The 20772-nt window shown below is 65.8% G+C and carries 22 protein-coding genes; 6 read left to right on the top strand and 16 right to left on the bottom strand.

Annotated features, from left to right (window positions below):
* Nucleotides 1-68: 68 nt before the first annotated feature.
* Together LZC95_52940 and LZC95_52935 are read left to right on the top strand one after the other, a co-directional pair.
* The gene (locus LZC95_52940) at nt 69-560 is read left to right on the top strand and encodes a PaaI family thioesterase (protein WXA95117.1); all 492 of its coding nucleotides are present in this window, start codon (nt 69-71) and stop codon (nt 558-560) included.
* A gap of 54 nt (nt 561-614) precedes the next feature.
* Nucleotides 615-1739, top strand: a complete 1125-nt coding sequence (locus LZC95_52935; protein WXA95116.1) for a hypothetical protein — start codon at nt 615-617, stop codon at nt 1737-1739.
* 199 nt (nt 1740-1938) lie between these two features.
* Here the strand turns inward: LZC95_52935 and cdd are convergent, their stop codons facing one another.
* From cdd to LZC95_52875, 12 genes are all read right to left on the bottom strand, one after another.
* Nucleotides 1939-2361: a cytidine deaminase gene (cdd, locus tag LZC95_52930; protein WXA95115.1), complete on the bottom strand. Its 423-nt coding sequence runs from the start codon at nt 2359-2361 to the stop codon at nt 1939-1941.
* Between the two features lie 5 nt (nt 2362-2366).
* Complete coding sequence (locus LZC95_52925) at nt 2367-3197, bottom strand: purine-nucleoside phosphorylase (protein ID WXA95114.1); 831 nt, start codon at nt 3195-3197, stop codon at nt 2367-2369.
* Nucleotides 3194-3703 carry a pantetheine-phosphate adenylyltransferase gene (gene coaD / locus LZC95_52920; protein ID WXA95113.1) on the bottom strand — a complete coding sequence of 170 codons (510 nt, stop codon included), beginning with the start codon at nt 3701-3703 and terminating at the stop codon, nt 3194-3196. The genes LZC95_52925 and coaD overlap by 4 nt, the downstream gene beginning before the upstream one ends.
* A 7-nt stretch (nt 3704-3710) precedes the next feature.
* Nucleotides 3711-5126: a hypothetical protein gene (locus LZC95_52915; protein WXA95112.1), complete on the bottom strand. Its 1416-nt coding sequence runs from the start codon at nt 5124-5126 to the stop codon at nt 3711-3713.
* 14 nt (nt 5127-5140) lie between these two features.
* Entirely contained in the window at nt 5141-6019 is an 879-nt protein-coding gene (locus tag LZC95_52910) for a 3'-5' exonuclease (protein WXA95111.1), read from the bottom strand.
* Nucleotides 6000-6911, bottom strand: coding sequence for a 3-hydroxyacyl-CoA dehydrogenase family protein (locus LZC95_52905; protein WXB00289.1), 912 nt, complete (start codon nt 6909-6911; stop codon nt 6000-6002). The genes LZC95_52910 and LZC95_52905 overlap by 20 nt, the downstream gene beginning before the upstream one ends.
* A gap of 2 nt (nt 6912-6913) precedes the next feature.
* Nucleotides 6914-7609: a hypothetical protein gene (locus tag LZC95_52900; GenBank protein ID WXA95110.1), complete on the bottom strand. Its 696-nt coding sequence runs from the start codon at nt 7607-7609 to the stop codon at nt 6914-6916.
* A gap of 51 nt (nt 7610-7660) precedes the next feature.
* Nucleotides 7661-8284 carry a Holliday junction branch migration protein RuvA gene (ruvA, locus tag LZC95_52895; GenBank protein WXA95109.1) on the bottom strand — a complete coding sequence of 208 codons (624 nt, stop codon included), beginning with the start codon at nt 8282-8284 and terminating at the stop codon, nt 7661-7663.
* A gap of 51 nt (nt 8285-8335) precedes the next feature.
* Nucleotides 8336-8539: a CsbD family protein gene (locus tag LZC95_52890; protein ID WXA95108.1), complete on the bottom strand. Its 204-nt coding sequence runs from the start codon at nt 8537-8539 to the stop codon at nt 8336-8338.
* A 194-nt stretch (nt 8540-8733) separates the two neighbouring features.
* Entirely contained in the window at nt 8734-9678 is a 945-nt protein-coding gene (locus LZC95_52885; protein WXA95107.1) for a hypothetical protein, read from the bottom strand.
* Nucleotides 9675-10814, bottom strand: coding sequence for a FecR domain-containing protein (locus LZC95_52880; GenBank protein WXA95106.1), 1140 nt, complete (start codon nt 10812-10814; stop codon nt 9675-9677). Before LZC95_52880 ends, LZC95_52885 begins: the two co-directional genes overlap by 4 nt.
* A 1-nt stretch (nt 10815) precedes the next feature.
* Nucleotides 10816-11439 carry an RNA polymerase sigma factor gene (locus tag LZC95_52875; GenBank protein WXA95105.1) on the bottom strand — a complete coding sequence of 208 codons (624 nt, stop codon included), beginning with the start codon at nt 11437-11439 and terminating at the stop codon, nt 10816-10818.
* 91 nt (nt 11440-11530) lie between these two features.
* Between LZC95_52875 and LZC95_52870 the strand changes: the two genes are divergently transcribed.
* The gene (locus LZC95_52870; protein ID WXA95104.1) at nt 11531-12172 is read left to right on the top strand and encodes a hypothetical protein; all 642 of its coding nucleotides are present in this window, start codon (nt 11531-11533) and stop codon (nt 12170-12172) included.
* A gap of 43 nt (nt 12173-12215) precedes the next feature.
* Here the strand turns inward: LZC95_52870 and LZC95_52865 are convergent, their stop codons facing one another.
* Nucleotides 12216-12812 (bottom strand): hypothetical protein, encoded by a 597-nt coding sequence (locus LZC95_52865; GenBank protein WXA95103.1) that lies wholly within the window; start codon nt 12810-12812, stop codon nt 12216-12218.
* A 261-nt stretch (nt 12813-13073) separates the two neighbouring features.
* Between LZC95_52865 and LZC95_52860 the strand changes: the two genes are divergently transcribed.
* Nucleotides 13074-13505, top strand: coding sequence for a hypothetical protein (locus tag LZC95_52860; GenBank protein WXA95102.1), 432 nt, complete (start codon nt 13074-13076; stop codon nt 13503-13505).
* Between the two features lie 104 nt (nt 13506-13609).
* Here LZC95_52860 and LZC95_52855 read toward each other — a convergent pair whose 3' ends face one another.
* Genes LZC95_52855 through LZC95_52845 form a run of 3 tightly spaced genes read right to left on the bottom strand, consistent with a single transcriptional unit; the run spans nt 13610 to nt 18918 of the window.
* Nucleotides 13610-15940, bottom strand: a complete 2331-nt coding sequence (locus LZC95_52855; protein WXA95101.1) for a PA14 domain-containing protein — start codon at nt 15938-15940, stop codon at nt 13610-13612.
* 36 nt (nt 15941-15976) lie between these two features.
* Complete coding sequence (locus tag LZC95_52850; GenBank protein WXA95100.1) at nt 15977-17338, bottom strand: glycosyltransferase family 39 protein; 1362 nt, start codon at nt 17336-17338, stop codon at nt 15977-15979.
* Nucleotides 17335-18918 (bottom strand): helix-turn-helix domain-containing protein, encoded by a 1584-nt coding sequence (locus LZC95_52845; GenBank protein ID WXA95099.1) that lies wholly within the window; start codon nt 18916-18918, stop codon nt 17335-17337. Before LZC95_52845 ends, LZC95_52850 begins: the two co-directional genes overlap by 4 nt.
* 101 nt (nt 18919-19019) lie before the next feature.
* Here LZC95_52845 and LZC95_52840 point away from each other — a divergent pair, with 101 nt between their 5' ends.
* Nucleotides 19020-20009, top strand: coding sequence for a DsbA family protein (locus tag LZC95_52840; GenBank protein WXA95098.1), 990 nt, complete (start codon nt 19020-19022; stop codon nt 20007-20009).
* 10 nt (nt 20010-20019) lie between these two features.
* Entirely contained in the window at nt 20020-20772 is a 753-nt protein-coding gene (locus tag LZC95_52835) for a 3'-5' exonuclease (protein ID WXA95097.1), read from the top strand.

Genomic DNA, 20772 nt, shown 5'->3' with positions numbered 1-20772 from the left:
ACTGGCGAGCCCGCCATGGGCGTTTGCGTTGGCGTGCCCTGCGGGGCGAATGGTATGCGTTTCGACCGATGCCTTCATTCAATCCCGAGCCGCTCGATCCCAATACGTTCGGAGAGTCGCAGCCCTGTTTCGGGTGCAGCCCGAATCATCCCATTGGGTTTCGGCTGCGTTTTTCGAAGCTTGGCGACGATACGGTCACCACGACGTTCCTGCCGGGGGAGGTGCACCAAGGGCCGCCTGGCATCATGCACGGCGGCCTCGTCACCACGTTGGCCGACGAGATTGCGGCGTGGGCGGTGATCGGCTGTCTGGGCAAGTTTGGGTTCACGGCGAACCTGCAAGGCAAGTTTTCCAATCCGGTGCGCATTGGCGTGCCGATCGAGGGCGTTGGGCGCATTGCGCGCAATGGCAATCGGGTCATCGTGGTCGACGTCGAGCTCGCGCAAGGCGGCCTCAAGCCGTACACGGGGCAATTCACGTTCGCGGTGCTCGACAAGGCGGGCACCGAGCGCCTTCTGCAGCGCCCCCTGCCGGAGGGCTGGGAGAAGTTCGGGCGCTGACGCCGGGGCGACCCATTTTTGGCCATTGTGCGCGCATCTCGTACCCTATGAGGCATGCGCGGGCGGGCGTGTGCCGTCGTTTTCTTCCTGCTGAGCGCCGGCGCCCTGCACTGCGGTGCGCGCCGGCGGCCCACGGTTCCGCGCATCCCGAGTGACATGGCCCGTGCCCCGAACGGCGAGGCGATCCACGCCGTGGCCATCGCGGTGGGCCGCGGTCACGCCTGCGCGCGCACGGCGGAGGGGAAGGTCCTTTGCTGGGGGGCCAACACCTCCGGGCAGCTCGGCGATGGCACGCGGATCTCGCGCCCGCGGCCCGTGGCGGTCGCGGGGCTCGACGACGCGGACATGTTGGTCACCGGCGACGAACACACGTGCGCCCGGCGTGCGCGCGATCAGTCGCTGCTCTGCTGGGGACAGAACGCGCACGGAGAGCTGGGTGATGGCACGACCGACGGGCGCCCCACACCGGCCGTCGTCACGGATCTCCACGCGGTGCTTTCCGTCAGCGCGGCCGGCCACATGACGTGCGCGCGAAAGCCGAATCGTTATGTCCTCTGCTGGGGCGAGGTGCACGAGGGCTCGGCGGTCAAAGCCCCGTCACCGGTGTTCGGCATGACGGAGACCGAGGAAGTCGCCACCGGCGCCCTGCACGCGTGCGCGCGCCTCGCCGATCCCGCATCGGGGCGCAATGTGCGCTGCTGGGGCTCGAACCGACTTCGCCAATTGGGTGTGCCCCACCTCGTCGACCGCGGGATGCCCGTCGACGTGCCCCACCTCGAAAAGGTGACCCAACTCGCCGCGGGCCGCGAACACACCTGCGCGCGCACCGAAGAGGGCTCCGTGCGCTGCTGGGGAGGTGGTCTGCGCTGCGTCCCGGGCGACTGGTTCGAGGGCAAACGCGTCGCCGTGAAACCCGGCGCCATCCCCGGCATGGAGAACGTGAGCCTCGTCGCTTCCGGCGCCGATCAGGCGTGCGCCATCTTGCCCGACACCACCGTCGCCTGCGCCCGCGAAAAATCGGCCACCGGCGATCGAAGCTGCGTCTCCGCCCCCATCGCCAGCCTCCGCTCCGTCACGGCCCTGGCCCTCGGCGAGGAGTTCTCCTGCGCCTTGAAACGCGACGGCACCGTCTGGTGCTGGAGCAAAAACGAGCCCCCCACGCCTGTGCTTCAACAATGACCGAAAAAGCTCAGAGAATTGAACAGGGAGGGGGGGAGGCGGGGAGGGATACGGCACAAATCCCACCGCGCACCGAGGCTGGTTTGGGTTTTCACTTGGGTCACGAAGCCAACTGAAAACAAAAAAAGCCTTGGCATCCGGTGGGATTCGCGTTGTTTCCCTCCCCGCCTCCCCCACTCCCTGTTCAATCTTCTCTGGACTAGAACGAGACGAACGCGTCCGGCAGAAGGGCAGAAAGCGAGGTGTCGCGGCGGATTTCGCGGCCGTCGTCGGTCACGGAGACGAGGACGACGGGCATGTCGCGGGAGAATTCGACGAGGACCTGGCGGCAGATGCCGCAGGGCGAGCCGGGGGTCGTGCCGCCGGTGGCGACGGCGCAGGCGACGGGTTTGTCGTCGCCCGAGGCGATCATCTGGGCGATGGCGGAACGCTCGGCGCAGATGGTCGCGCCGTAGGAGGCGTTTTCCACGTTGCAGCCGGTGTAGATGCGGCCGCCCGCGGTGGCGAGGGCGGCACCCACGCTGTACTTCGAGTACGGCGCATAGGCGCGGGCGCGCACCAGCTTCGCCTCGTCCACGAGCTGGTCCAGCAAAGCCGGCGACACCGACAATACCGGCGGCACTGGCGTCACGAGAGGCGCCCCGCGGCTTCGATCCAACCTTCGAGCATCGTCTGGAGCTCGCCGCGCTTGGCGCGGGCGGTCTCCTCCACCTCGAGATGGTTCGGCGGATTGCCCTCCGTGCCGCCGGCCACGTTGGTGATGCAGCTCAATGCCCCCACGCGCACCCGCATGTGGCGCAGCGCGATGCACTCCTGCACCGTGCTCATGCCGGCAACGTGCGCGCCGAGGATCTGCAGCATGCGCACTTCCGCCGGCGTCTCGAAACACGGGCCGCTCAGGCCCGCGTAAATGCCCTCGCGCAAGGTGATGCCCTTGTCCTTCGCGATCTGGTGCGCGATCGAGCGAAGCTCGGGATCGTACGCCTCGCTCATCTCGGGGAAGCGCGTTCCCAGCGATTCGTCGTTCGGTCCAATGAGCACGTTTTGCCCGGTGAGGTTCAAATGGTCCGACACGACCATGAGATCGCCCACGCCCCACGTCGGGACCAGACCGCCCACGGCATTCGTCAGCAGCACCGCCGACACACCGAGACGCGCCATCGTCCGCACGCCGTGCACCACCGAATCGAGCGAGTGCCCCTCGTAGAAGTGCGCGCGCCCCTGCATGCACACCACCTCCACGCCGCGCGCCTTGCCGAAGCAAAGGTTGCCCGCGTGCCCGAGCACGCGCGAGGCCGGTAGGTGCGGCAGCTCGGAGTACGAGATCTTCTGAAGCCCCTCCAGCGTGTCCGCGAACGGCCCCAGGCCGCTCCCGAGCACCACGCCCACGCGCGGCTTCGCCGAAACGCGCTTCAAAATCGCATTCTTCGTCTCTTCCAACCGCGCCGATACCGTCATGCTTTTTTCCCGTACTTGCCCTTGAGGGCGTCCACCACCACCGCGGGAGCATATCGGCTCACGTCGCCGCCGTGGCTCGCGATTTCGCGGATGAGCGACGCCGCGACGAAGCTATGTTTCGTGCGGGACGGCAAAAAAACCGTGTCGATGGTCGGGCAGAGGTCCGCGTTGGCGTGGGCGATCTGCAACTCGTACTCGAAGTCCGTCACAGCGCGCAGGCCACGGACGATGACCCGTGCGCCCACTTGCTGGCAGTAGTCGATGAGCAAGCCATCGAACGACTCCACGCGCACGTTGGGCAGATGGCTCGAGACCTTGCGGATCAAATCGATCCGCTCCTCGAGCGAGAAGAGCGGATGACGGGTCGGATGGACGCCCAGCCCCACGATGACATCGCTGAAGAGCGCCGACGCGCGTTCGATCAAATCGAGATGACCGAAGGAAACGGGATCGAAGCTGCCCGCGTAAACCGCGAGGCGTGCGACGGCAGGATGGGACGTGCTCATGTCGTGCTCATTTCTTGTCGGCGGGTTTCGCGGTTTGTCCGGGTACCTTGGCGGCATCCGGTTTTCCTCCCCCCGGTGCTGTGCCTTTGGGCGGCGTCAACTTCAACGGCTTGTCCCCGGGCTTGGTCACGGGCGGCGCCGGCGCCGGCGTGTCGGACGGCGGTGCGGCCGCCGGCGGGGGTGCGGACTTTTGCGCATTCGGGTTCATCCCCGGATCCGGCTCGAGCCACGCATAGCGGCCCTCGTCGCTGAACGTCACGCGAAAGACGGCGATGAGTCCTGCACCGAGCACGCCGCCGAGCTCCACGTCGGTGGCGCCCTTCGTCGTGTCGTTCGGAATGCCCTGCACGGCCGGCAGCATGGGCAGATCGAACGTGCCCAGCCGGAACACCGGCAACGAGCCGGTCTTCATGTTCTGCAGCTCCGGCTCGGGGCGGATCGTCTTTGCGTCCACATTGGCTTTTTGCCACGCCGGGTTGTTCAACGCCACGAGGTACGACTGCGACGAGTCCACCAGGAGCAGCGCATTGCCATCGTCTTTGGGCGACACGGTGGCGCGCATCAAAAGGCCGCCATCGGGCACGTACCAAAGCGGCACCCGCGCGGAATCGGGCGGCGCCGTCGCCTCGTGCCGGCGCACGACGAATTGGTCGCCGCGGCGATCGAACGTCGCGTGGGCATGGCGCAGAAGGTTCGCCCCGAGCAGCGCCTTGATGGGCGCCCCGAGCTGCCGCGAAAGCCCGCTCAGGTCCTGCGTGCGCGCGGGCACGTCCTTGATGTCGACGCCGTCGAAGGAAAGATTCACCCAGGCCGGCTCGCGCCGGGACGTCGAGTCGACCACCACCTCGCCATTGGCCGTGGCAATCATGGCCAGAATTTGCTCGCCCTCGAGCTCGCACGGCACGATGAGCGCCGAGCCCGCACGCGGCATCTCCACCTTGCCGACCAAATTTCCATCGAGCGAATACGGGTGGCGCCCCATCCCGCGGCGCGCCAGCGACGCCACATCGCGCGCCCACGGATCCTTCACCGCGGGATCGCGCAGCACGGCCTCCAGATCGTCGGCCGCGGCTTCGAGGTTGCCCGCGTACCAGTTCGCACGACCGCGAAGGCCCGCCGCCTCGGTGCCCGCCACGCCTTGGGTCATCTTGAGGGCCTCGGGGTAGTCGAGCCGCATGAGCGCGATCCGCGCGGCGAGCACACGGACTTCGACATCGTTCGGCGCCTCTTTCAGCGCAGATGCGGCCGACTGGCGCGCATCCTCGAAGTCTCCGTTCTTGTAGCTCACCTTGGCCCGTTGGAACCATTTGTCGGCCATCGGCGCGCGTGCGGACTCTTGCGCACCTCCGCAGCCGGTCGCCCCCACCGACGACATCACACCGAGGGACAAGGCCAGCAACGTGAGGGCACTTCGCAATCGCATAGTCAAAATCTCCATCATGAAGTCGCAGGATCGGCCGGAGCAGGATCGATTCGAAGGATGCGATCGGCCCGAAGTTCGCGCCGGCCGCGGCCCGGAAGCTGATAGCCGATCACCCGCGGCGGGTCGAGATCGGCACGTATTTCCGTCAAGACCATGAGCAGGGGCTCGGGCTTTCGACGGCTGGGTCGGTAGGTCAAAAGTACCGTATTTTCATGGAGAACCGCCTCCTCGCAGGCCGCGACGATGGCACTTCGCGCCCGACGGGCCGCGATGCGCACCTCCCACAAATCGCGCGCGCTCACCGGAGCGAGCTCGGCGACACATTTTTCGAACACGCGCCGCATGGCCCGCACGTCGGGCCCGGCACGGTGGGCCTGCCCATGGTCGATGCCCAGCGACACCGCGAGGTTCTTCAGCGAGTAACTCTGCAGCGCCAACGCGCGCCGCGCGAGGATCAACGTGTCCACGGGATGCATCAACGACGCGGGCGACGGACGGCCAGCGCGTTCCAGCTCCATCTCGAGAAAGGCCACGTCCCACTCCGCCGCGTGGGCCACCACCACCGCGCCGTCGAGCAGCTCGATCGCGCGCTCGGCCACGGCATCGAACGACGGCGCCCCCGCGAGGGCCTCGCTGTCGATGCCGTGAATGTGCACATTTCCAGGCGTAAAATCGCTGGGGAGGACCAAGGTCTCCAGCACGCCCTCGGGCTCGGCGCCCGCATCGATGCCGCGCACGCGCTCGATGCAGATCTCGAGCACACGATCGCGCGACGGATTGAGACCGGTCATCTCCAGGTCGACGAAGGCCCAAGGAACTTCTTGCGGCGGCAGATCCCAGGGCGGCCCGGGCGGCGGTGCAAGAAGGGGATGATTATTTCGCGTGAGCGACACCGTCCTGCCAGACGTAAAATCCTTCGCCAGTCTTCTTTCCGAGCTTGCCCGCGCGCACCATCGTGCGCAAAAGCGCCGGTGGCCGGAATTGCTCGCCCAGTTCCTTGTGCAAGTGCTCGAGGATGGCGAGGCGCACGTCGAGGCCGACCAGGTCGGTCAGCTTGAGGGGCCCCATGGGATGGCGGTAGCCGAGCTCCATGCCGCGGTCGATGTCCGCCGCGCTCGCGACGCCGGTTTCCAGCATGCGGATCGCCTCGGCGCCGAGCAGCACGCCCAGGCGGCTGGTGGCAAAACCCGGCGAATCGCGCACGACGATGGGCGTTTTGCCCAGGTGCTTCGCCAAATCGAGCGCGTGTGCGAGCGTCTCGTCCGAGGTGGCGATGCCGCGCACGATTTCGAGCAGCTCCATCACCGGCGGCGGGTTGAAGAAGTGCAGGCCGATGACCCGCTCCGGTGCGCCGACTTTGGCGCCCAGCTCCGTGAGCGAAAGCGACGATGTGTTGCTGCCGAGCAGCGCGTTCGGAGCCACGTCGAGGACCTCGCGGAAGAGGGCGACCTTGAGGGCCATGTCTTCCGGGGCAGCCTCGATGACCACGTTGCAGCCGGCACAGGCCTCGCGCAGATTGGTCGCGATCGTGAGGCACTCGACGGCGCGCTCGCGGGCCGATGCGGTCAATTTGCCCTTGGTGACGAGCTTTTCGAGCTGCGCGACGATGTTCGTGCGGGCTTCGTGCGTGCGAGATGCGGCCGCGTCGTAGATGCGCACGCGGTAGCCATTTTGCGCGGCCACCTGGGCGATGCCCTGGCCCATGGTTCCAGCGCCGAGCACCGCCACGATGCCGGGCAAGGCACCAGCGGGAAGGGTGGGCGAGACCAGCGAATCCGGACGCATCGTCATGCGGACTTCTCCTTCACTTGCGGCATGGGGGCGCCGCAGGCGCATTTCTTGGGGACGTAATCCTTGTGATAGACGCGCTCGCAGCGCGTGCAGATGCGCGCGTCGGGCTCGTAGGCGATGCTTCGGTTGCTGGCCGCGCACCGTTTGCCGACGACCTGCAAGGGGTCCATCGGCAAAAGGTCGGTCGGATCATCGACGGCTTCGGGCACGCCGGCGTCCTCCGGCACGGAGACGAGATCGGCGATGCGCTCGCGCGCCTCTTTGAGGATCCAAGCGGCGGCCTGCGGCTGCGAGGCTACGCGGGCGGCCACGGTGAGCTCCTGATCGGCCTCGTCGCGGCCTTTGACCACGACGCTCTTTTTCTCCGAGTCCCAGGTGATGCCCGTCACGGCGTGCCAAGCAATGCGACGGATGGTACCGCGATCGATGCCCACACCGCCGTCCCCTACACGCAGCACGGGATCGCCGCTGGTGCCGAACCAAATGGCGAAGCCGAAGAGTCCCGCCCCCGCGGCAAGCAGCCACGGCGTGGCCTTGAAGGGCTCCGTCGCAAAAAGTTGTCCCCACGCTCCCGCACCGAGCGCCATCGCCCCCACGCCGCCGATGACGCGGACCAGGATGGGGTTGGCCGAGCTCTGAGGAAAGAAGCGGCGTTCGTGCCGTGCCGCCTGCCGAAAGCGTTTTTTCGCCATGGCTCCTTATAGTGCGGGGTCCAGGCGGAAGAAAAGCCGGGTCTATTTTGCCTATTTCGCCAGGAGAGCGAGGGCTTCTCGGACGACCTCGGTCAGGGGTGCCTTGTCGGCCTTGTCGCCCAGGGCGTTGACGGCGCGCTCGGCCTCCGTCTGCTTGTACCCCATGCGGGTCAGCGCCGAGATGGTGAGCTCGGCGGTGCTCAGCGCGGGCGCGGCCTGCGGTGCGCGGGCCGTCGGGGCGCCATCGGTCGTGGGAACGACGCCCGCCAGCGCGATCTTGTCGCGAAGTTCGAGCAGGAGCCGCTCGGCGGTCTTTTTGCCGATGCCCGGCACCGAAGTAAGCTTGCTCACATCTTTCGCCGAAATGGCGCGCGCGAGATCCGGCGCAGGCAGCGCGCCAAGAACGGCGATGGCCGTTTTGGGGCCCACGCTCGATACGCCGATGAGGGTGCGAAAGGCGACGCGATCGGCGATGGTCGCAAAGCCGAAGAGGACCAACTGATCCTCCCGCGCGTGGGTATGGACGTACAGGGTCGTTCGCCCCGTATCGTCCGTCGATGCGCGCCCCACGGTTCCCAGGGGCACTGTCACCTCGTACCCGACGCCCGCGACATCGACGACGATCGCGCCGTCTTCCTCGTGTGCGAGCACTTTGCCGGTGAGCCGTCCGATCATCCTAGGATTGCGGATGTATCACGGCTCACGGCAAGAGTCGCAAGAAGAACCTTAGCGGTTCACCGTCTTCAGCCAGTCATTCACTTGCTGTTCGGCCTCGTCTTTCTTGTAGCCGTAACGCTGCTGCAGACGGCCGAGGAATTCCTCGCGTTGACCCGCGATCTGCTCCAAATCGTCGTCGGTGAGCTTGCCCCACTTTTGACGAACTTGGCCCTTGAGGATCTTCCAGTCACCTTTGAGGCTATCCCAATTCATCGTTCCTCTCCTTTCCGGGCCCTCCCCCCGCGGAGGGAGGGTGACTCTTTCGGTTTGCTTCGCCGGCGAGTTGGTACGAGGGCCAAGTGCAGCGGGCGTGCCGACGCAGTGAGCCAATTTCCGGGCATTTGGAACCGAACGAGACGGCGCGGATTGCCCCGCCGTGGCGATCAGGAGGCAATTTTGCGAGGTCTTCAGGGCGCGATGGCGATCCCGGCGCGTAAACCCACGAAGAATCCGTCGGGACGCGCCACGACGCGCTGATCGGCGGTGGCCACGAGACCGCGCGCGTAGCCTGCGTCCGCATCGAATGTTGCCCAAGCAACGTCGCCGATGCGAACGCGCGCCTCGAGGCCGAGGGCGCCATCGAGGTAGGGCTCGCGCGAGCTCTGGCCCGTGGAGCGGGCATTGGCCGTGGCGTCGGCGGCGATCACCCCGGCGCCGGCGCGCGGGACGGCGACGAACTCGAATCGCCCGGCCGAAAGCCGCCATACCTCGAAACCGAGGCTGCCGTAGACCAAGGTGAGATCCGTTCGTCCGAGCCGGTCGTCGGCGGCGCCGCGCAAGAGACCGAGGGCTCCGCGCACACGATGGAAGCGCCCGCCGAGGCTCGCCCCGAAGAGGGCCGTGGGCTTCGCGAGAAAGACGCGTCCCTCCGCGGCCGCGCGAAGGTCCCACGTGACGGCACGCGTTCGCGGGGGTGCGTCCACCTTCGCCGGCGGCGGGGCGGGGGGCAGTGGCGACGGCGGCGGCGGCTCCTCGGGCTTGGGCGGCGGGACGGGCGGGGCCGGGCTACTTCGCGCCGAGCGGACCAACTCCGCGGCCACCACGGCGATGCCGCGTGGCCTTGCCCCGGCGGGCAAATCGCCGATGTCCATTCTGCGGACCGCCGCCCCGCGCACGCGGATCAGGACATGGCTGGCGCCCTGGCACGGCATGTCCACCTCGACGGTGGCCTCTTCGGTGCCCACGAGCACGGGATCGGGCGCCAGTTCGACGCGAAGCACTTCGGTGAACTCGTCGTAGTCGAACGGCGCCGTCGCACACGCCGGCAACCGCACGCGTACGTCGTTCGTCTGCGCCATCCCGGCCGTCCCCCACAGCGTCACCGCGAGCCACGCGGCGAGCCCATGTCTCAAGGACGCGCCCAGCGCCGGACCTCCTCGCCCCTGTTTCCCTCGGGAAAGCGCCGCTCGTAGTCCGCCGCGGCCTGCCCTGCCTTCTCGCGCTCGCCCGCGCGCGCATAGGCTTCCACGAGCCGCGCGCGCACATCTTCTTCGAGCCCGCGCGGAACGCCCGCCTCGAGCATCGCGCTCAAAGCCTCCGCCGCCGCCCGCGGATCTTCGTCCATGGTGAGCCGCGCCAGCGAAAACGCCGCAAATGCCGCCCGGGGGTCCCCATGCGCCTCGCGCACCACCTTATGGAGAACCTCCGCCGCCTTCTTCTTGTCCCCCGCCCTCTGCGCCCGATCCGCCTCGCGCAGCATGCTCCCAACCTCGTCAACCGCCGCATCCACGTTCGGGTTCACCTGGTCGTGATCGTTCACGTGATCGTGATCGTTCACGTGATCGTGATCGTGCACGCGCTCGCGCTCGTGCTCGAAGCGCCACAACGTCGCCTTCATCTCGACGTCCCCCGCATCCTCCGGCTCCCCAGCATCGCGCGACTCCTCCCCCGCCACCTCAACCCGAATCCTCTCCCCCGCAGTCAACCGCCGCTCCCGCCCCGGCACCAGCTCCCCGCGCACCAGCACGATCCCGCGCTCCACGATGACGTCGACCTTGTCCCCATCGCGCTGAATCGAAAACGCCGTCCCCACGACCTCCACGGTCGCGAGCCCGCACTCGATGACCCAACGCCGCGACCCGCCCGGCTTCACATCGAAACTGCTGCGCCCCCGCCGCAATGCCGTCACGAACGCATCACCGCTGTTCTCCAGCACCTCCAGGTGCGTGTTCGGCGCAAGCGTCACCCGCGAGCCATCCGACAACTCCGTCCGCACGGCCTCGCCCGCCCCAGGCACACCAAGCTCACTGGGCAGCGGCCCCGCCGCCAACCGCAGCGGCCCGGCCGACGTCCAGCGCACACCCGCGCCCCAGAGCACCAGCACACCGATCATCGCCACCGCGGCCAACGCCATCATCCAAGCGGGCCGCTTCGAACCGAGCTCCTGGCGCACCAGCCGCCGCTGCACACCGCGCCAGTTGTGTTGCACGTCGGCTTCGTCGAAGCCGTCCTCGAGGTGTTTCCGAAGGGGAGTCTTGAGATCCGCCACGTTACGCCTCCTCCATCCTTACGTGCTTTCGAACCTCATCGTCCGCCGCCACGATGCGTCGTTTGATCGTGGCCAGCGAACAACTGCACGCCGCCGCGATTTCCTCGAGCGAACCCCCTTCCACGTAGCGGAGCATCCACGCAATGCGATGGGAGGGCGCCAGCTTCGCCAGCACCCGGTCGACCTTTTCCAGTTCGGCCCGCACTTCGGGCGACGTTCCCTCGTGCGCCAGCAACTCGAGCGAGGCATCGTCGATGCTGCGATCGAGGCCCAAGAGACGCCGCAGCTTGCGCCTTCGGAAGCGTCGATGGGTCTGGCGCACGGCAATCTGCATCAACCAAGCGCCCACCGCCTCGGGACGCCGAAGGTTCTCGAACTCCGTCAGGGCAATGGCGAACGTGTCTTGCACCACGTCCTCGGCGTCCGCGCGGTTGCCCAGGAGTCGGAGCACCACCGCCCAGATCCCGCCGAAGTACTTGCGGTAGAGCGCTTCCTTGGCCCAGCTGTCCCCTTTCCGAATGCGTTCGACCAACTCGCCGTCGCTGGGCGTGGCCACCACGGGCACCTCGTAGCGCGAACCGAAACTCGCAGATTCCTCGGATTCGTGACGGGTGGCGCGGCGCATCCTCTCCGAAAAGAGCCTCGACCCGGCCGAATCGGCTCACAATAGGTAAAATCCGTGAGCTCTTTTGCCGCCAAGGCGGCTCTCTCCCTCGATGACCCGTCTGGCGTACGCAGCCGTTCTGCTTTTCGCGACCTCCCTCGGCGCAGCTGCTTGCAGCCCAGAGCGTGAAATTCTGTCCTCGCTCAACGACGAGCAGAAATCCAAAGATTCGGGGCCGGAAAAACCGGAGAAGCCCGACAGTGAGTCGCCTCCGGGGCCGCTGGCGTGCAAAGCGCACGAGGGGTGCGGCCCGGGCATGCTCTGCGCGAGCAGCGGCAAGGACCTCAATATTGGCAGCTGCAAGGCATGCGCGGAGATGGACCTGTCGGCGGGCTGCAACGCCTGCCCGCCCGGCTCGATCAAGGTGCCGGGCAACGTGAACGGCTGCACCGTGTGCAACTGCGGGCCGCCCAGTGTCTGCATCCAGGACGCCCAATGCGCTGACGGGGAGCACTGTTACCTGGGCCAGACATGCGAGCCTGGATGCACGAACAGCCCTAAATGTTGCCACGGCAACCTATGCGCCAACACGGGCTGCACGGATACGACGGGGCTCGACTGCAACTTGGTGGGGTGTCCGAACGGGCAAGTGTGCAATGCCAGTTGCCCACCGCCGAAGTGTTATTGCGACGTCAAATTGAAACAGTGGAAATGCGAAGGCGGCTGCAACGCCATTTGCGTATTTCCAAAATAGACCCGAACGGCTGCAGTCCATTCGGGTCCATTCGTCGCTGGGCTTACGGCTTTTGCGGAATTGGCTTGGGGTCGGTCGGAACGGGCTTGGGATCGCCGGGCGTCGGCTTGCCAGGGCCGCCCGGCACTTCGACGGTCACGCAGCTGTAATAGCCATCGAGGCCATCGCTCGGAATAGGCTTGCTGGGAGGTTCCTTGCCAGGGTCTTTCCCTGGATCCTTTCCGGGATCTTTCCCCGGATCCTTGCCGGGATCTTTGTCCGGATCCGGAATCGGCTTGGGGTCGGTGGGCTTGTCGGGCGGCTGCGGCGAAGAGCCACCGAAGAGGATCTTGCAGGGTTTGCCGGGTGCGGGCTTGTTCGGGTATTCATCGACCTTGCCATCGCCGCCTTTGGGATCGTTCGGATCGGCGGGAATGGGCTTTTGGTCGCTGACGAGGCATCCGCAAACGAGCCGGTAATCCGGTTTCGTCGGCGGCTTGTTCGCATCGGATTTCTCGTCTTTCACTTCACTCGACGTATTCGATGTATCACCACCGGTGGTCACTGGATCGCGTGAGGTGCCGTTGTCGTCACTGGAATTGCCGCTGTTGCCGGCGCATCCGGACAAAACCATGATGGCTACGATGGCCCATTTTCGCATGTGCATCCCTCCATCGACCGCGCACGGCGCGAAATCGCGCGGCGCTGCGCCGTCGTTTCCTGAGAGGGCCCTCAGCAACGCATTTCGGCTCACACCAACTTGCGATTTCGCACCTGCAGCGAAGATGGAAACATCTTAGCCGGACATACAAATTACGAAGTCGCCCCACCTAAATGACATGCGGATGACGTTTCGGCGCATAGCTGCGTGTAGCTCGGCAATTAGATGGTGAGAACCCTCATTTCCGGGAGGTATGCATCCATGCACAAGACGCTCGTGATCGCTTTTGCCCTCGTTGGACTGACAGGCACCGCATTCGCTTCCGAGGATTCGGAAGATGCCGCAAGCGCCTTCCTCGGGCATTGGACCTTCCAGTCGGGCAGCAAGGTCACGTCACCCTGTAGTGCGGACGTCGTCGATGAAACGGGAAAGACCTTCGACATCACCGCAGGCGCCGCCGCCGGGGAACTCGTCACCAAAGTGCAAGACTGTCCCCTCACCTTGGTCGAAACCGACGCCACCCACGCGCGCCTCAAAGAATCGACCGCGTGCACATTGTCGGGCGGCTCGTCGACCATCAACGTGACCTTCACCTCCGCCGCCTTCACCCTCAACGGCACGACATTGAGCGCCGAGCTCAATGGCCGCAGCGGCCTTTGCACCGTGACGTTGAAGGGCACTGCGCTGAAGTAATCCGAAGAAAATGGAACCGCCAAGACGCCGAGGCCGCCAAGAATTGATTTGAACAAAAAAATCTTGGCGTTCTTGGCGTCATGGCGGTTCTTCCCTCTTCCGTTTTACCTCACCACGACATTGTCGATGTATCCGCGAAAGGCTCCCGTGCTCTCCGGCTGATCGTACGCCACCAAAATGCGATCGATCGTCTTGCCGGCCGCCACCGCGCCAATCGTCGACTGAAGATGCGTCCACGCATTGACGGCCAGGTGGCCGCCGCGGCCTTGGGCCGTCGGGTGCAGTTGCACGCCGAATTGATCCACCGCACCCGAATCGCGCAGACTCGAACCGTCGGTGAAGATCAGATCGATGGCCACGAAGGTGCCGTTCTTCTGCTGCGGAAAAATATCGTACGAAAGGGCCGTATTCGTAAACACCGGAATCGATACGTCGAATACCTTGTTGTACGTGTACGAAGTACTCGCCGATTCGTCATTGCCCGAGTACATCAGCGCGCGCACACCGGACTGCGCCGTCTCCTCGCGAATCGATGATTCGGCGTGGGTGACATTCGAACTCCAATCGACGGTGTCGGCCCACGTCGGCTGCGTATCCGCCACCTCGAAACCCGAGCTGAACATCACGTCCCCGGCCGGGAACAGCTGGCTCGCCGGCACCACCGTGCGCGCCGCCGAGGGCAGGGCCCATTCCAACTTGGCCACGGCCGCGGCCTGGTCCTGGAAGTACTCCAGCTCGATGGCGTAACGCTGGCCTTTGCTCAACAAGACCTCCGCGCTCTTCGTCGTGGTACCTTGAACGACCCAATCGTCGATCAGCAATTGCCCATCGACCCGGAGGCGCACACCGTCGCTGGCCGTGGTGTAGAAGGTGTGCTTCCCCGTGGCTTGCGCGAGCAATTGCCCTTGCCACCGCACCGAATACGTCGTCGGCGCAATCGACGCATCCGGCGAGCGGCCCGTCCAATCGAAGTCGATCGTGGGGTCGAACCGGGTCACCTTCAGCGAGGTCAAATCCGCATTGTCGTAATACTGCCCGCGCAATCCCGTGCCGTTGCTCGGCGGATCGGCGCTGGAGTCCACGGCAATTCGAACTTGGGCTCCGCTCGCGGAAAGGCCATCCACCGTGATGCGAATACCGCTCAGCGGATCGTCGAACGTCTGCCCCGCGGCCAGCGTCGCATCGGCGAAGTTGCGTTTGCCCTCGGACGTCTGCGTCGTCGGCGTGGCATCGATGAGACGCGGCTTTTCATTGCCCTGCAGGTGATCTTGCGCCAAGCGGATCGTCACGCCATTCACCACCGGATCGGTGGCAGCGTAGTTGTCCCAGCGCCCGTACGGCCGCCGGTATTCGAGGTAGTAATACCAGGCCACGCCGCCCGAGACCTCTTTGAGAATGCGCAGCGACTGCGTGCCATTCGTCTCGAACGATGGCGAAAGCGTGAAGGTGCCGCTCTGGTCCACCGTGGTGATGGCCGCCGAGCGCAAATATCCGAGCCGGGCCTTGCTCCACACGCTGGGAAGGTGCCCCGGGCCGCCCATGATGTCGAAAGCGTCGCCGTACTCCCACTCGCCCCCGTGCTCGCATCGATTGGAAATCGACACCCATTGGCCCGCATCGTTCGTGCACGCGTACGCGCTGGCGTGGTTCAAACCGAAGTTGTGCCCCAGCTCGTGGTACGACGCCGGAAGATACCAGCTCGCAAAAAGCCACGTCTTTTGCCCACCGACCTCGCCCCACGCCGCACCGCATTCCGCGGCGAACACGAAGGAGATGTGGTCATACCCCGAAAGATCGACGCCGGCGGATTGGGCCTGCGCCATGGCCTTGTCGCCCCAGCTCGCGTAATTCGCCCCGCAATCGGTATTGGGCACATCGAGCGTGTAATATCCATACACGTCACCCGATGGATCCACTTTGCCAATCAGCTCGTCGTAGTTGAACGAGGCCTCTTTCCAGAACGCATTGGCCGAATCTGCACCGGTGAAGAAGCCTGACTTGGCGGCCGCCGGGCTCACCGGCTGATCCGACGGATTGTTGGAGAAATTCGCCAGAAGAACCGCCGTCTTTCGCGAGCGGTGCACCGGCTCGGCCGCGAGCGAGCGGGTCGTAACGCGGTGCTGCGCATCGAGCTCGGTCACGGTGAATTGCTGGTCGCCCGACCAGGCACCCCGCACGGTCACGGGCACGCCCGACGTCCACGCTTCGCCCTCCGAGGTGCGAGGCAGGTGAAGGCGAATTCGCCCCTGCGGGGTCACGATGAAATACTGTTCGCCCGAGCGACGATTCTGAAAATCGTCGTAGTGCACCACTTCCAGCGTACCGCGGAGCTCGCTCGGGGCGCCATGTTGGCGCGATGTCGAAGCGTCGCTGCACGCCGACGAAAGAATGGCGCCGAACAGGAGGCCAAAACCCCATTTGCGAAAAATATCCATGCGTCGCTGGTTAATACGATAACCGAGCCGCAACTATTAAGCGCGCCGCGCCGCCGGTTTTCGGAGTCCCGCGGCAGCCAGAATGCAAAGAACCGGCGTGACCACCATGTGATACCGATCTTCACCGAAGAATACGGCGTGCGCGAAAACGGTGGTCGCCAAAAGAGATATCGGCAAAAGCAAAGCACTGGACCACTCGGCGCGCCCGGGTATCGGCAGCCATGGCACCAGAGCGCACGCGACGGCCAATGGCCAGAACGCCGGCGCGGGAGAGGTCACCGCCACGTAGACCAGCAGCGCGGAAAACGCTGCCAGCAGTCCTTGTGCAAAGATCGGACGCCGGCCTCGCCGCACGAAGGCGATGCACCCGAACAGCGCTCCGATGAGAAGAAAGCGATGCACCGCGGTGAGCAGATCACGGGCGGCGACGCGACGGGGTTCGGGCCAGTCGTGGGGCTTGGCCTCGCGCAGGTATTCGACGGGAAAGGACTCGTGGTCGAACGTGAATCCAAGTTTCGCCGGGACGAGGGAAAGCCAATGAAGCGGATGTTCCCGGATTTGATCCATGCCGTAGTGAAGCCAGCAGCGATCCTGTTGCACTTGGCCGGTGACCTCCCGGCATCCGTCGCTCGAACGCAGCGTTTCGAAGCGGCCCGTCGCACGGGGAAAGGCGCCAATGGCCAGGTTCCAGCCGGCGTTGGTGCTCACCAGGGCGCAGCCATCCATCACGCGGCAATTGCGCGCCGTCCAGGGCAACACGGGAACGAGCGCGAGTGCGCACGCAACGATGGCGCCCACCGAAACGCGTCCCCAGCCCTGGCGCGCGTCCCATAGTCGCAAACCGAGAAATGGCGCGACCAAGAGCGCCTGCGGGCGCACCAATGCGCCAATGCCCAACATGAGCGCGCCCAGTGCAATACCTCGTTTGGGATTGCGGTCCCGCACGGTAATCCAAAATGCCATCAACGTCGCCAATGCGGCCAAAGGCTCGGTCATCACCAGCGCGGAATACAGAATGAGCCCCGGGTGCAGCGCCGCGAGCGCCCCTGCAATCCGCGCACGGGTTTCGCTCAGGCCCTCGCGGGCAAGCGCCCACGTGAACACCGGCAGCAGCGCCGACACGGCGGCATTGACCACGTTCGGCACCCAGGCCCGCTCGCCGAATACGAAATAGAAGAACCCGAGGAATGCGCTGTAGCCCACGGGATAGTGGCACCACGGGTGCCAGACGAGCACGCCCCCGATGCGCACGTCATCGGAATAACCGAGCCCTTGGGCAATGCGGTGTGCGCCGAAATCGTAATAGTGCCCATCCCAGACCGGCTCGCCCGCCAAGAAATGCGCAACGAGAATGCGCGGAAGGAAGGCGACGACGAAAAGGACGAGCGCCGCTCTCACCCCGTGCCTTTGCCGCTCGAAACCGCCAACGCCTCGCGCACGCGGCGCAAATACGTCTTTTGGACCTGCGCCGGATCCAACTTCAAATATTTGGCCAGCTCGGCCACGAAGCCACGCACGTAGACAATGGCGGGCAGCAAACCGAAGTTCTCTTCTTCGATGGCAATCAAGTGCGCTTTGGCAATCTTGGTGCGCGCGCTGATCTCGGCGATCTCGATGGCCTGCGACTCACGAACCTTCCGCAAGAGCGCCCCGGTGAATTCCGTCTCCGGGCCAATCTCGCGGGCGAGCTCGTTCTGCAGCATGATTTGCTCCGCCGCCAAGGCCGGACGGGTCGCGCGGGCCGCCAAGGCCTCGGGCTCGTCGGTGTCGGGGAACGTCGATAGATCGTACGCGCGCCGCCGCACGGGATCGAGCAAGGTGTCGTACGCCTCGTCGAGCCGCGCGCGCTCGGCCTTGAGTTGGTCCTCGCTCAAGAGCGATGCCGTCGCCAGGCCGCCCTGCGCGTAGATCTCTTTTTGCCGCTTGTATGCGCGGCGCACTTCTTCGTCGCTGGAGGTGCGCGTGATGCCCAAGGCCGCGTAAAGCGTGGGCATTTCCAGGGGAAACGTCGGCGGCGATGCGCCCTTTTCGTTGCGCGCGGCCAGCAAGGCCACCACGCGGCGGGCAATGCGCTCCAAGTTGCGCGCGGCCTTGCAGGTGGGGCTATCGATGAGCAGCGGCTTGTTGCGCCGCACCGTGAGCCACACCGTGTCGTCGTGCTCGATGTAGCCCAGCTCGTCGAGCGGCACGCCGTAGTGACGTGCCGACAGGCCGCTCATCCACGTGCCGAGCTCCAAGTCGGTGCGGACGCGCGTCTGATTGACGATGAGTTGCAGATGCATCCGGTGTGCTTCCACCCAGGCCATGGTGGCGAGGGCGCGGTCGGTGCGGATGACCGAGCGCACCAGATCGAGCGGCCCGGGAAGGCCGCCCAAGTCGTTCAGGGCGCGCTGCAGAATCGGCAAACGGAAGCGGTCTCGAAAGAGAGCGCGCCGCAAACGCCGGACGAACGCCGCCCGGACGAATCGATAGGTCGCTTCGATGGCCGGCGGCTCGGGAACCGTCACCACGATGCCCACGTCGGAGGCGAGCATGACATCGAGCGCGAAATGGCCGTGGCCGGGCCCCACGTCGATGACCACGAATTCCACGGGCAGCGTGCGCACCTTGGCGATCCACCGCCCCTTGCGGCCCGGCCGCTGGATGGACGGCGTCTCCATGGAATCGTGCGTGGCGGGCAGGAGGCTCAGCCCGGGCACGCTGGTCGGGATCAATGCACGCTGGAAGCTTTTGACGTCGTTGGGATCCAGCGAAGGCTCGCGCTGGGCCGCCGAGAGGCCGAAGTGCGCATGCAGGTTGGCCCCCGTGGCATCGGCGTCCACCAGGACGACGGCTTTACCGAGCTGGGCCAGATAAATGGCCAAATTCTGCGCGAGCAGGCTCTTGCCGACCCCACCTCGCCCGCCACCCACGGTAATGAGGCGCAGGGGCGCGCGCTGGGGTTTTTGCGACTCGCCTTGCTCTTCGTCGGAATTCATCGAGGTTCGGTGCTCTTCGGGGCCCAGGGGGGCCCGGGCCGTCGGCGGACTATATAGCCCCTACGATTTTGCTGCGACAGCGACTAAGCTGCCCGCCGCCTATGACTTTCGCACATTTTAAGGCAGGCCTTCTTCTCGTGGCGGCGCTCGGTTCGGTGATGCGGACGGCCTCGTGCCATGGGCAGTCGTCGGCGAGCGGTGGTGGTGGCGAGGCGGCGAAGGATCCGCAAACCCCCGCGAACGTCGACCTGCCGGGTGTCGACACCAGCGTCCTCACCCCGCGTGAGAAGACGGAGTGGTCCACGTACGTGAACGAGTTCCTCTCGCCGTGCGCGGACACGCCCGTTCCCATCTCGCAATGCGTGAAGGAGAAGCGCTCCTGCACCAAGTGCACCCCGGCCGCCAAGTTCCTGGTCAAGGGCGTGCGCGACGGGCAATCGCGCGATCAGATCGAGAAGGCCTACAAGAATCGGTTCGATGCGACGGCCATCAAGAACGTGCCCCTCGACGGATCGCCGTCGCGCGGGCCGGAGTCGGCGCCGGTGACCATCGTCGAGTTCGCAGACTTCGAGTGCCCCTTCTGCGCGATGTTCGCCCCCATCCTCGACAAGACGGTGGAGGAGAACTCGAGCAAGGTGCGCTTCGTGTACAAGTTCCTTCCCCTCTCCGGGCACCCGCACGGCGAGATTGCCGCGCGCGCGGGCTATGCCGCGTTCAAGCAGGGCAAGTTCTGGGAGATGGACAAGAAGATGTTCGCCAACCGCGAGCATCTCGAGCAGAGCGACCTGGATAGCTACGCCAAAGAGCTCGGGCTCGACATGGCCAAGTTCAAGGCCGACGCCAACTCCGCCGCGGCCACCGAGCGCATCGCCACCGACAAGAAGCTGGCCGACCAGCTCCAGGTGAAGGGCACGCCGACCATCTACATCAACGGGCGCGAGTTCGATGCGCGCACCGCCGAGTCGGGCCTGAAAGAGTGGATCGCACTGGAGCTCTCCATCGCCGGCGTCGATCCCAAGGCCGCCGCGGCACCCGCGCCTGCGACATCCGCTGCCGCAGGTCTCGACGCTTCGCGAGACGCCAAGAAATGAGGCTCGCCACATGAGTAGGGCGGTAGCCGACGGGTGCGGCTGCTTTCCCACCGGACGACACTACGCGGGCATCGCGCACCTTCTTCGAGCCGTCGTGCGCGGCCTCGCGGAGGAGTTCGCGGGCGACATCGATTGGTCCGAGATCCCCGTGGCCTGCGTCGACGTGGAAACCACCGGGCGCGATGCATCGGTGGATCGCGTCGTGGAGGTCGGCGTGGTCGTCGGCCGGCATGGTGAGGTGATCGCGCGCTACAATTGGCTCATCAACCCGGGCATCCCCATCCCGGAAGAAGCGCGGGCGGTTCACCACATCAGCGACGACGACGTGAAAGACTCGCCGCGCTTTCACGAGATTGCGCACGAGATTGCCGCGGCGCTCGCCGGCTGCATTCCCGCGGCATACAACGCGGCCTTCGACCGCGCCTTCCTCGTCAACGAGTTCGGGCGCGCCGGGCATCAGCCGCAGGCCGACGCGAAGCCGTGCCCTGCACTGCGGCGCGACGTCGACTGGATCGATCCGCTGGTCTGGGCGCGTGAGATTCATCGCGAGGAAAAGTCGAAGGCCCTCGGCGAGGTCGCCCAGCGCCTTGGCGTAGCCTTGGAAAATGCGCACCGCGCGAACGACGACGCCGAGGCGGCACTTCGCGTTCTCTACCGGCTCGCCGCAGATGTGCGCGTTCCGCGGGCGTACGGCGCGGTGATGCAGGAGCAGCGGCGCCTCGCCTTGCTGCAGTCCGACGAACGGCGCTTCTGGAAGAATTAG

The organism is Sorangiineae bacterium MSr12523, assembly GCA_037157775.1.
In the GTDB taxonomy this organism is placed as follows: Bacteria; Myxococcota_A; Polyangia; order Polyangiales; family Polyangiaceae; genus Pendulispora; species Pendulispora brunnea.
This window is presented reverse-complemented; position numbering and strand designations above follow the sequence as displayed.

Bases quoted from the DNA above. Each gene is read 5' to 3' on its own strand.
- LZC95_52905 (WXB00289.1), bottom strand. From the start codon at position 6,911: ATGCGTCCGGATTCGCTGGTCTCGCCCACCCTTCCCGCTGGTGCCTTG.
- ruvA (WXA95109.1), bottom strand. From the start codon at position 8,284: ATGATCGGACGGCTCACCGGCAAAGTGCTCGCACACGAGGAAGACGGC.
- LZC95_52900 (WXA95110.1), bottom strand. From the start codon at position 7,609: ATGGCGAAAAAACGCTTTCGGCAGGCGGCACGGCACGAACGCCGCTTC.
- LZC95_52925 (WXA95114.1), bottom strand. From the start codon at position 3,197: ATGACGGTATCGGCGCGGTTGGAAGAGACGAAGAATGCGATTTTGAAG.
- LZC95_52935 (WXA95116.1), top strand. From the start codon at position 615: ATGCGCGGGCGGGCGTGTGCCGTCGTTTTCTTCCTGCTGAGCGCCGGC.
- LZC95_52915 (WXA95112.1), bottom strand. From the start codon at position 5,126: ATGCGATTGCGAAGTGCCCTCACGTTGCTGGCCTTGTCCCTCGGTGTG.
- LZC95_52940 (WXA95117.1), top strand. From the start codon at position 69: ATGCCTTCATTCAATCCCGAGCCGCTCGATCCCAATACGTTCGGAGAG.
- LZC95_52865 (WXA95103.1), bottom strand. From the start codon at position 12,812: ATGCGAAAATGGGCCATCGTAGCCATCATGGTTTTGTCCGGATGCGCC.
- LZC95_52840 (WXA95098.1), top strand. From the start codon at position 19,020: ATGACTTTCGCACATTTTAAGGCAGGCCTTCTTCTCGTGGCGGCGCTC.
- LZC95_52845 (WXA95099.1), bottom strand. From the start codon at position 18,918: ATGAATTCCGACGAAGAGCAAGGCGAGTCGCAAAAACCCCAGCGCGCG.
- LZC95_52855 (WXA95101.1), bottom strand. From the start codon at position 15,940: ATGGATATTTTTCGCAAATGGGGTTTTGGCCTCCTGTTCGGCGCCATT.
- LZC95_52860 (WXA95102.1), top strand. From the start codon at position 13,074: ATGCACAAGACGCTCGTGATCGCTTTTGCCCTCGTTGGACTGACAGGC.
- LZC95_52870 (WXA95104.1), top strand. From the start codon at position 11,531: ATGACCCGTCTGGCGTACGCAGCCGTTCTGCTTTTCGCGACCTCCCTC.
- coaD (WXA95113.1), bottom strand. From the start codon at position 3,703: ATGAGCACGTCCCATCCTGCCGTCGCACGCCTCGCGGTTTACGCGGGC.
- LZC95_52835 (WXA95097.1), top strand. From the start codon at position 20,020: ATGAGTAGGGCGGTAGCCGACGGGTGCGGCTGCTTTCCCACCGGACGA.
- LZC95_52890 (WXA95108.1), bottom strand. From the start codon at position 8,539: ATGAATTGGGATAGCCTCAAAGGTGACTGGAAGATCCTCAAGGGCCAA.
- LZC95_52875 (WXA95105.1), bottom strand. From the start codon at position 11,439: ATGCGCCGCGCCACCCGTCACGAATCCGAGGAATCTGCGAGTTTCGGT.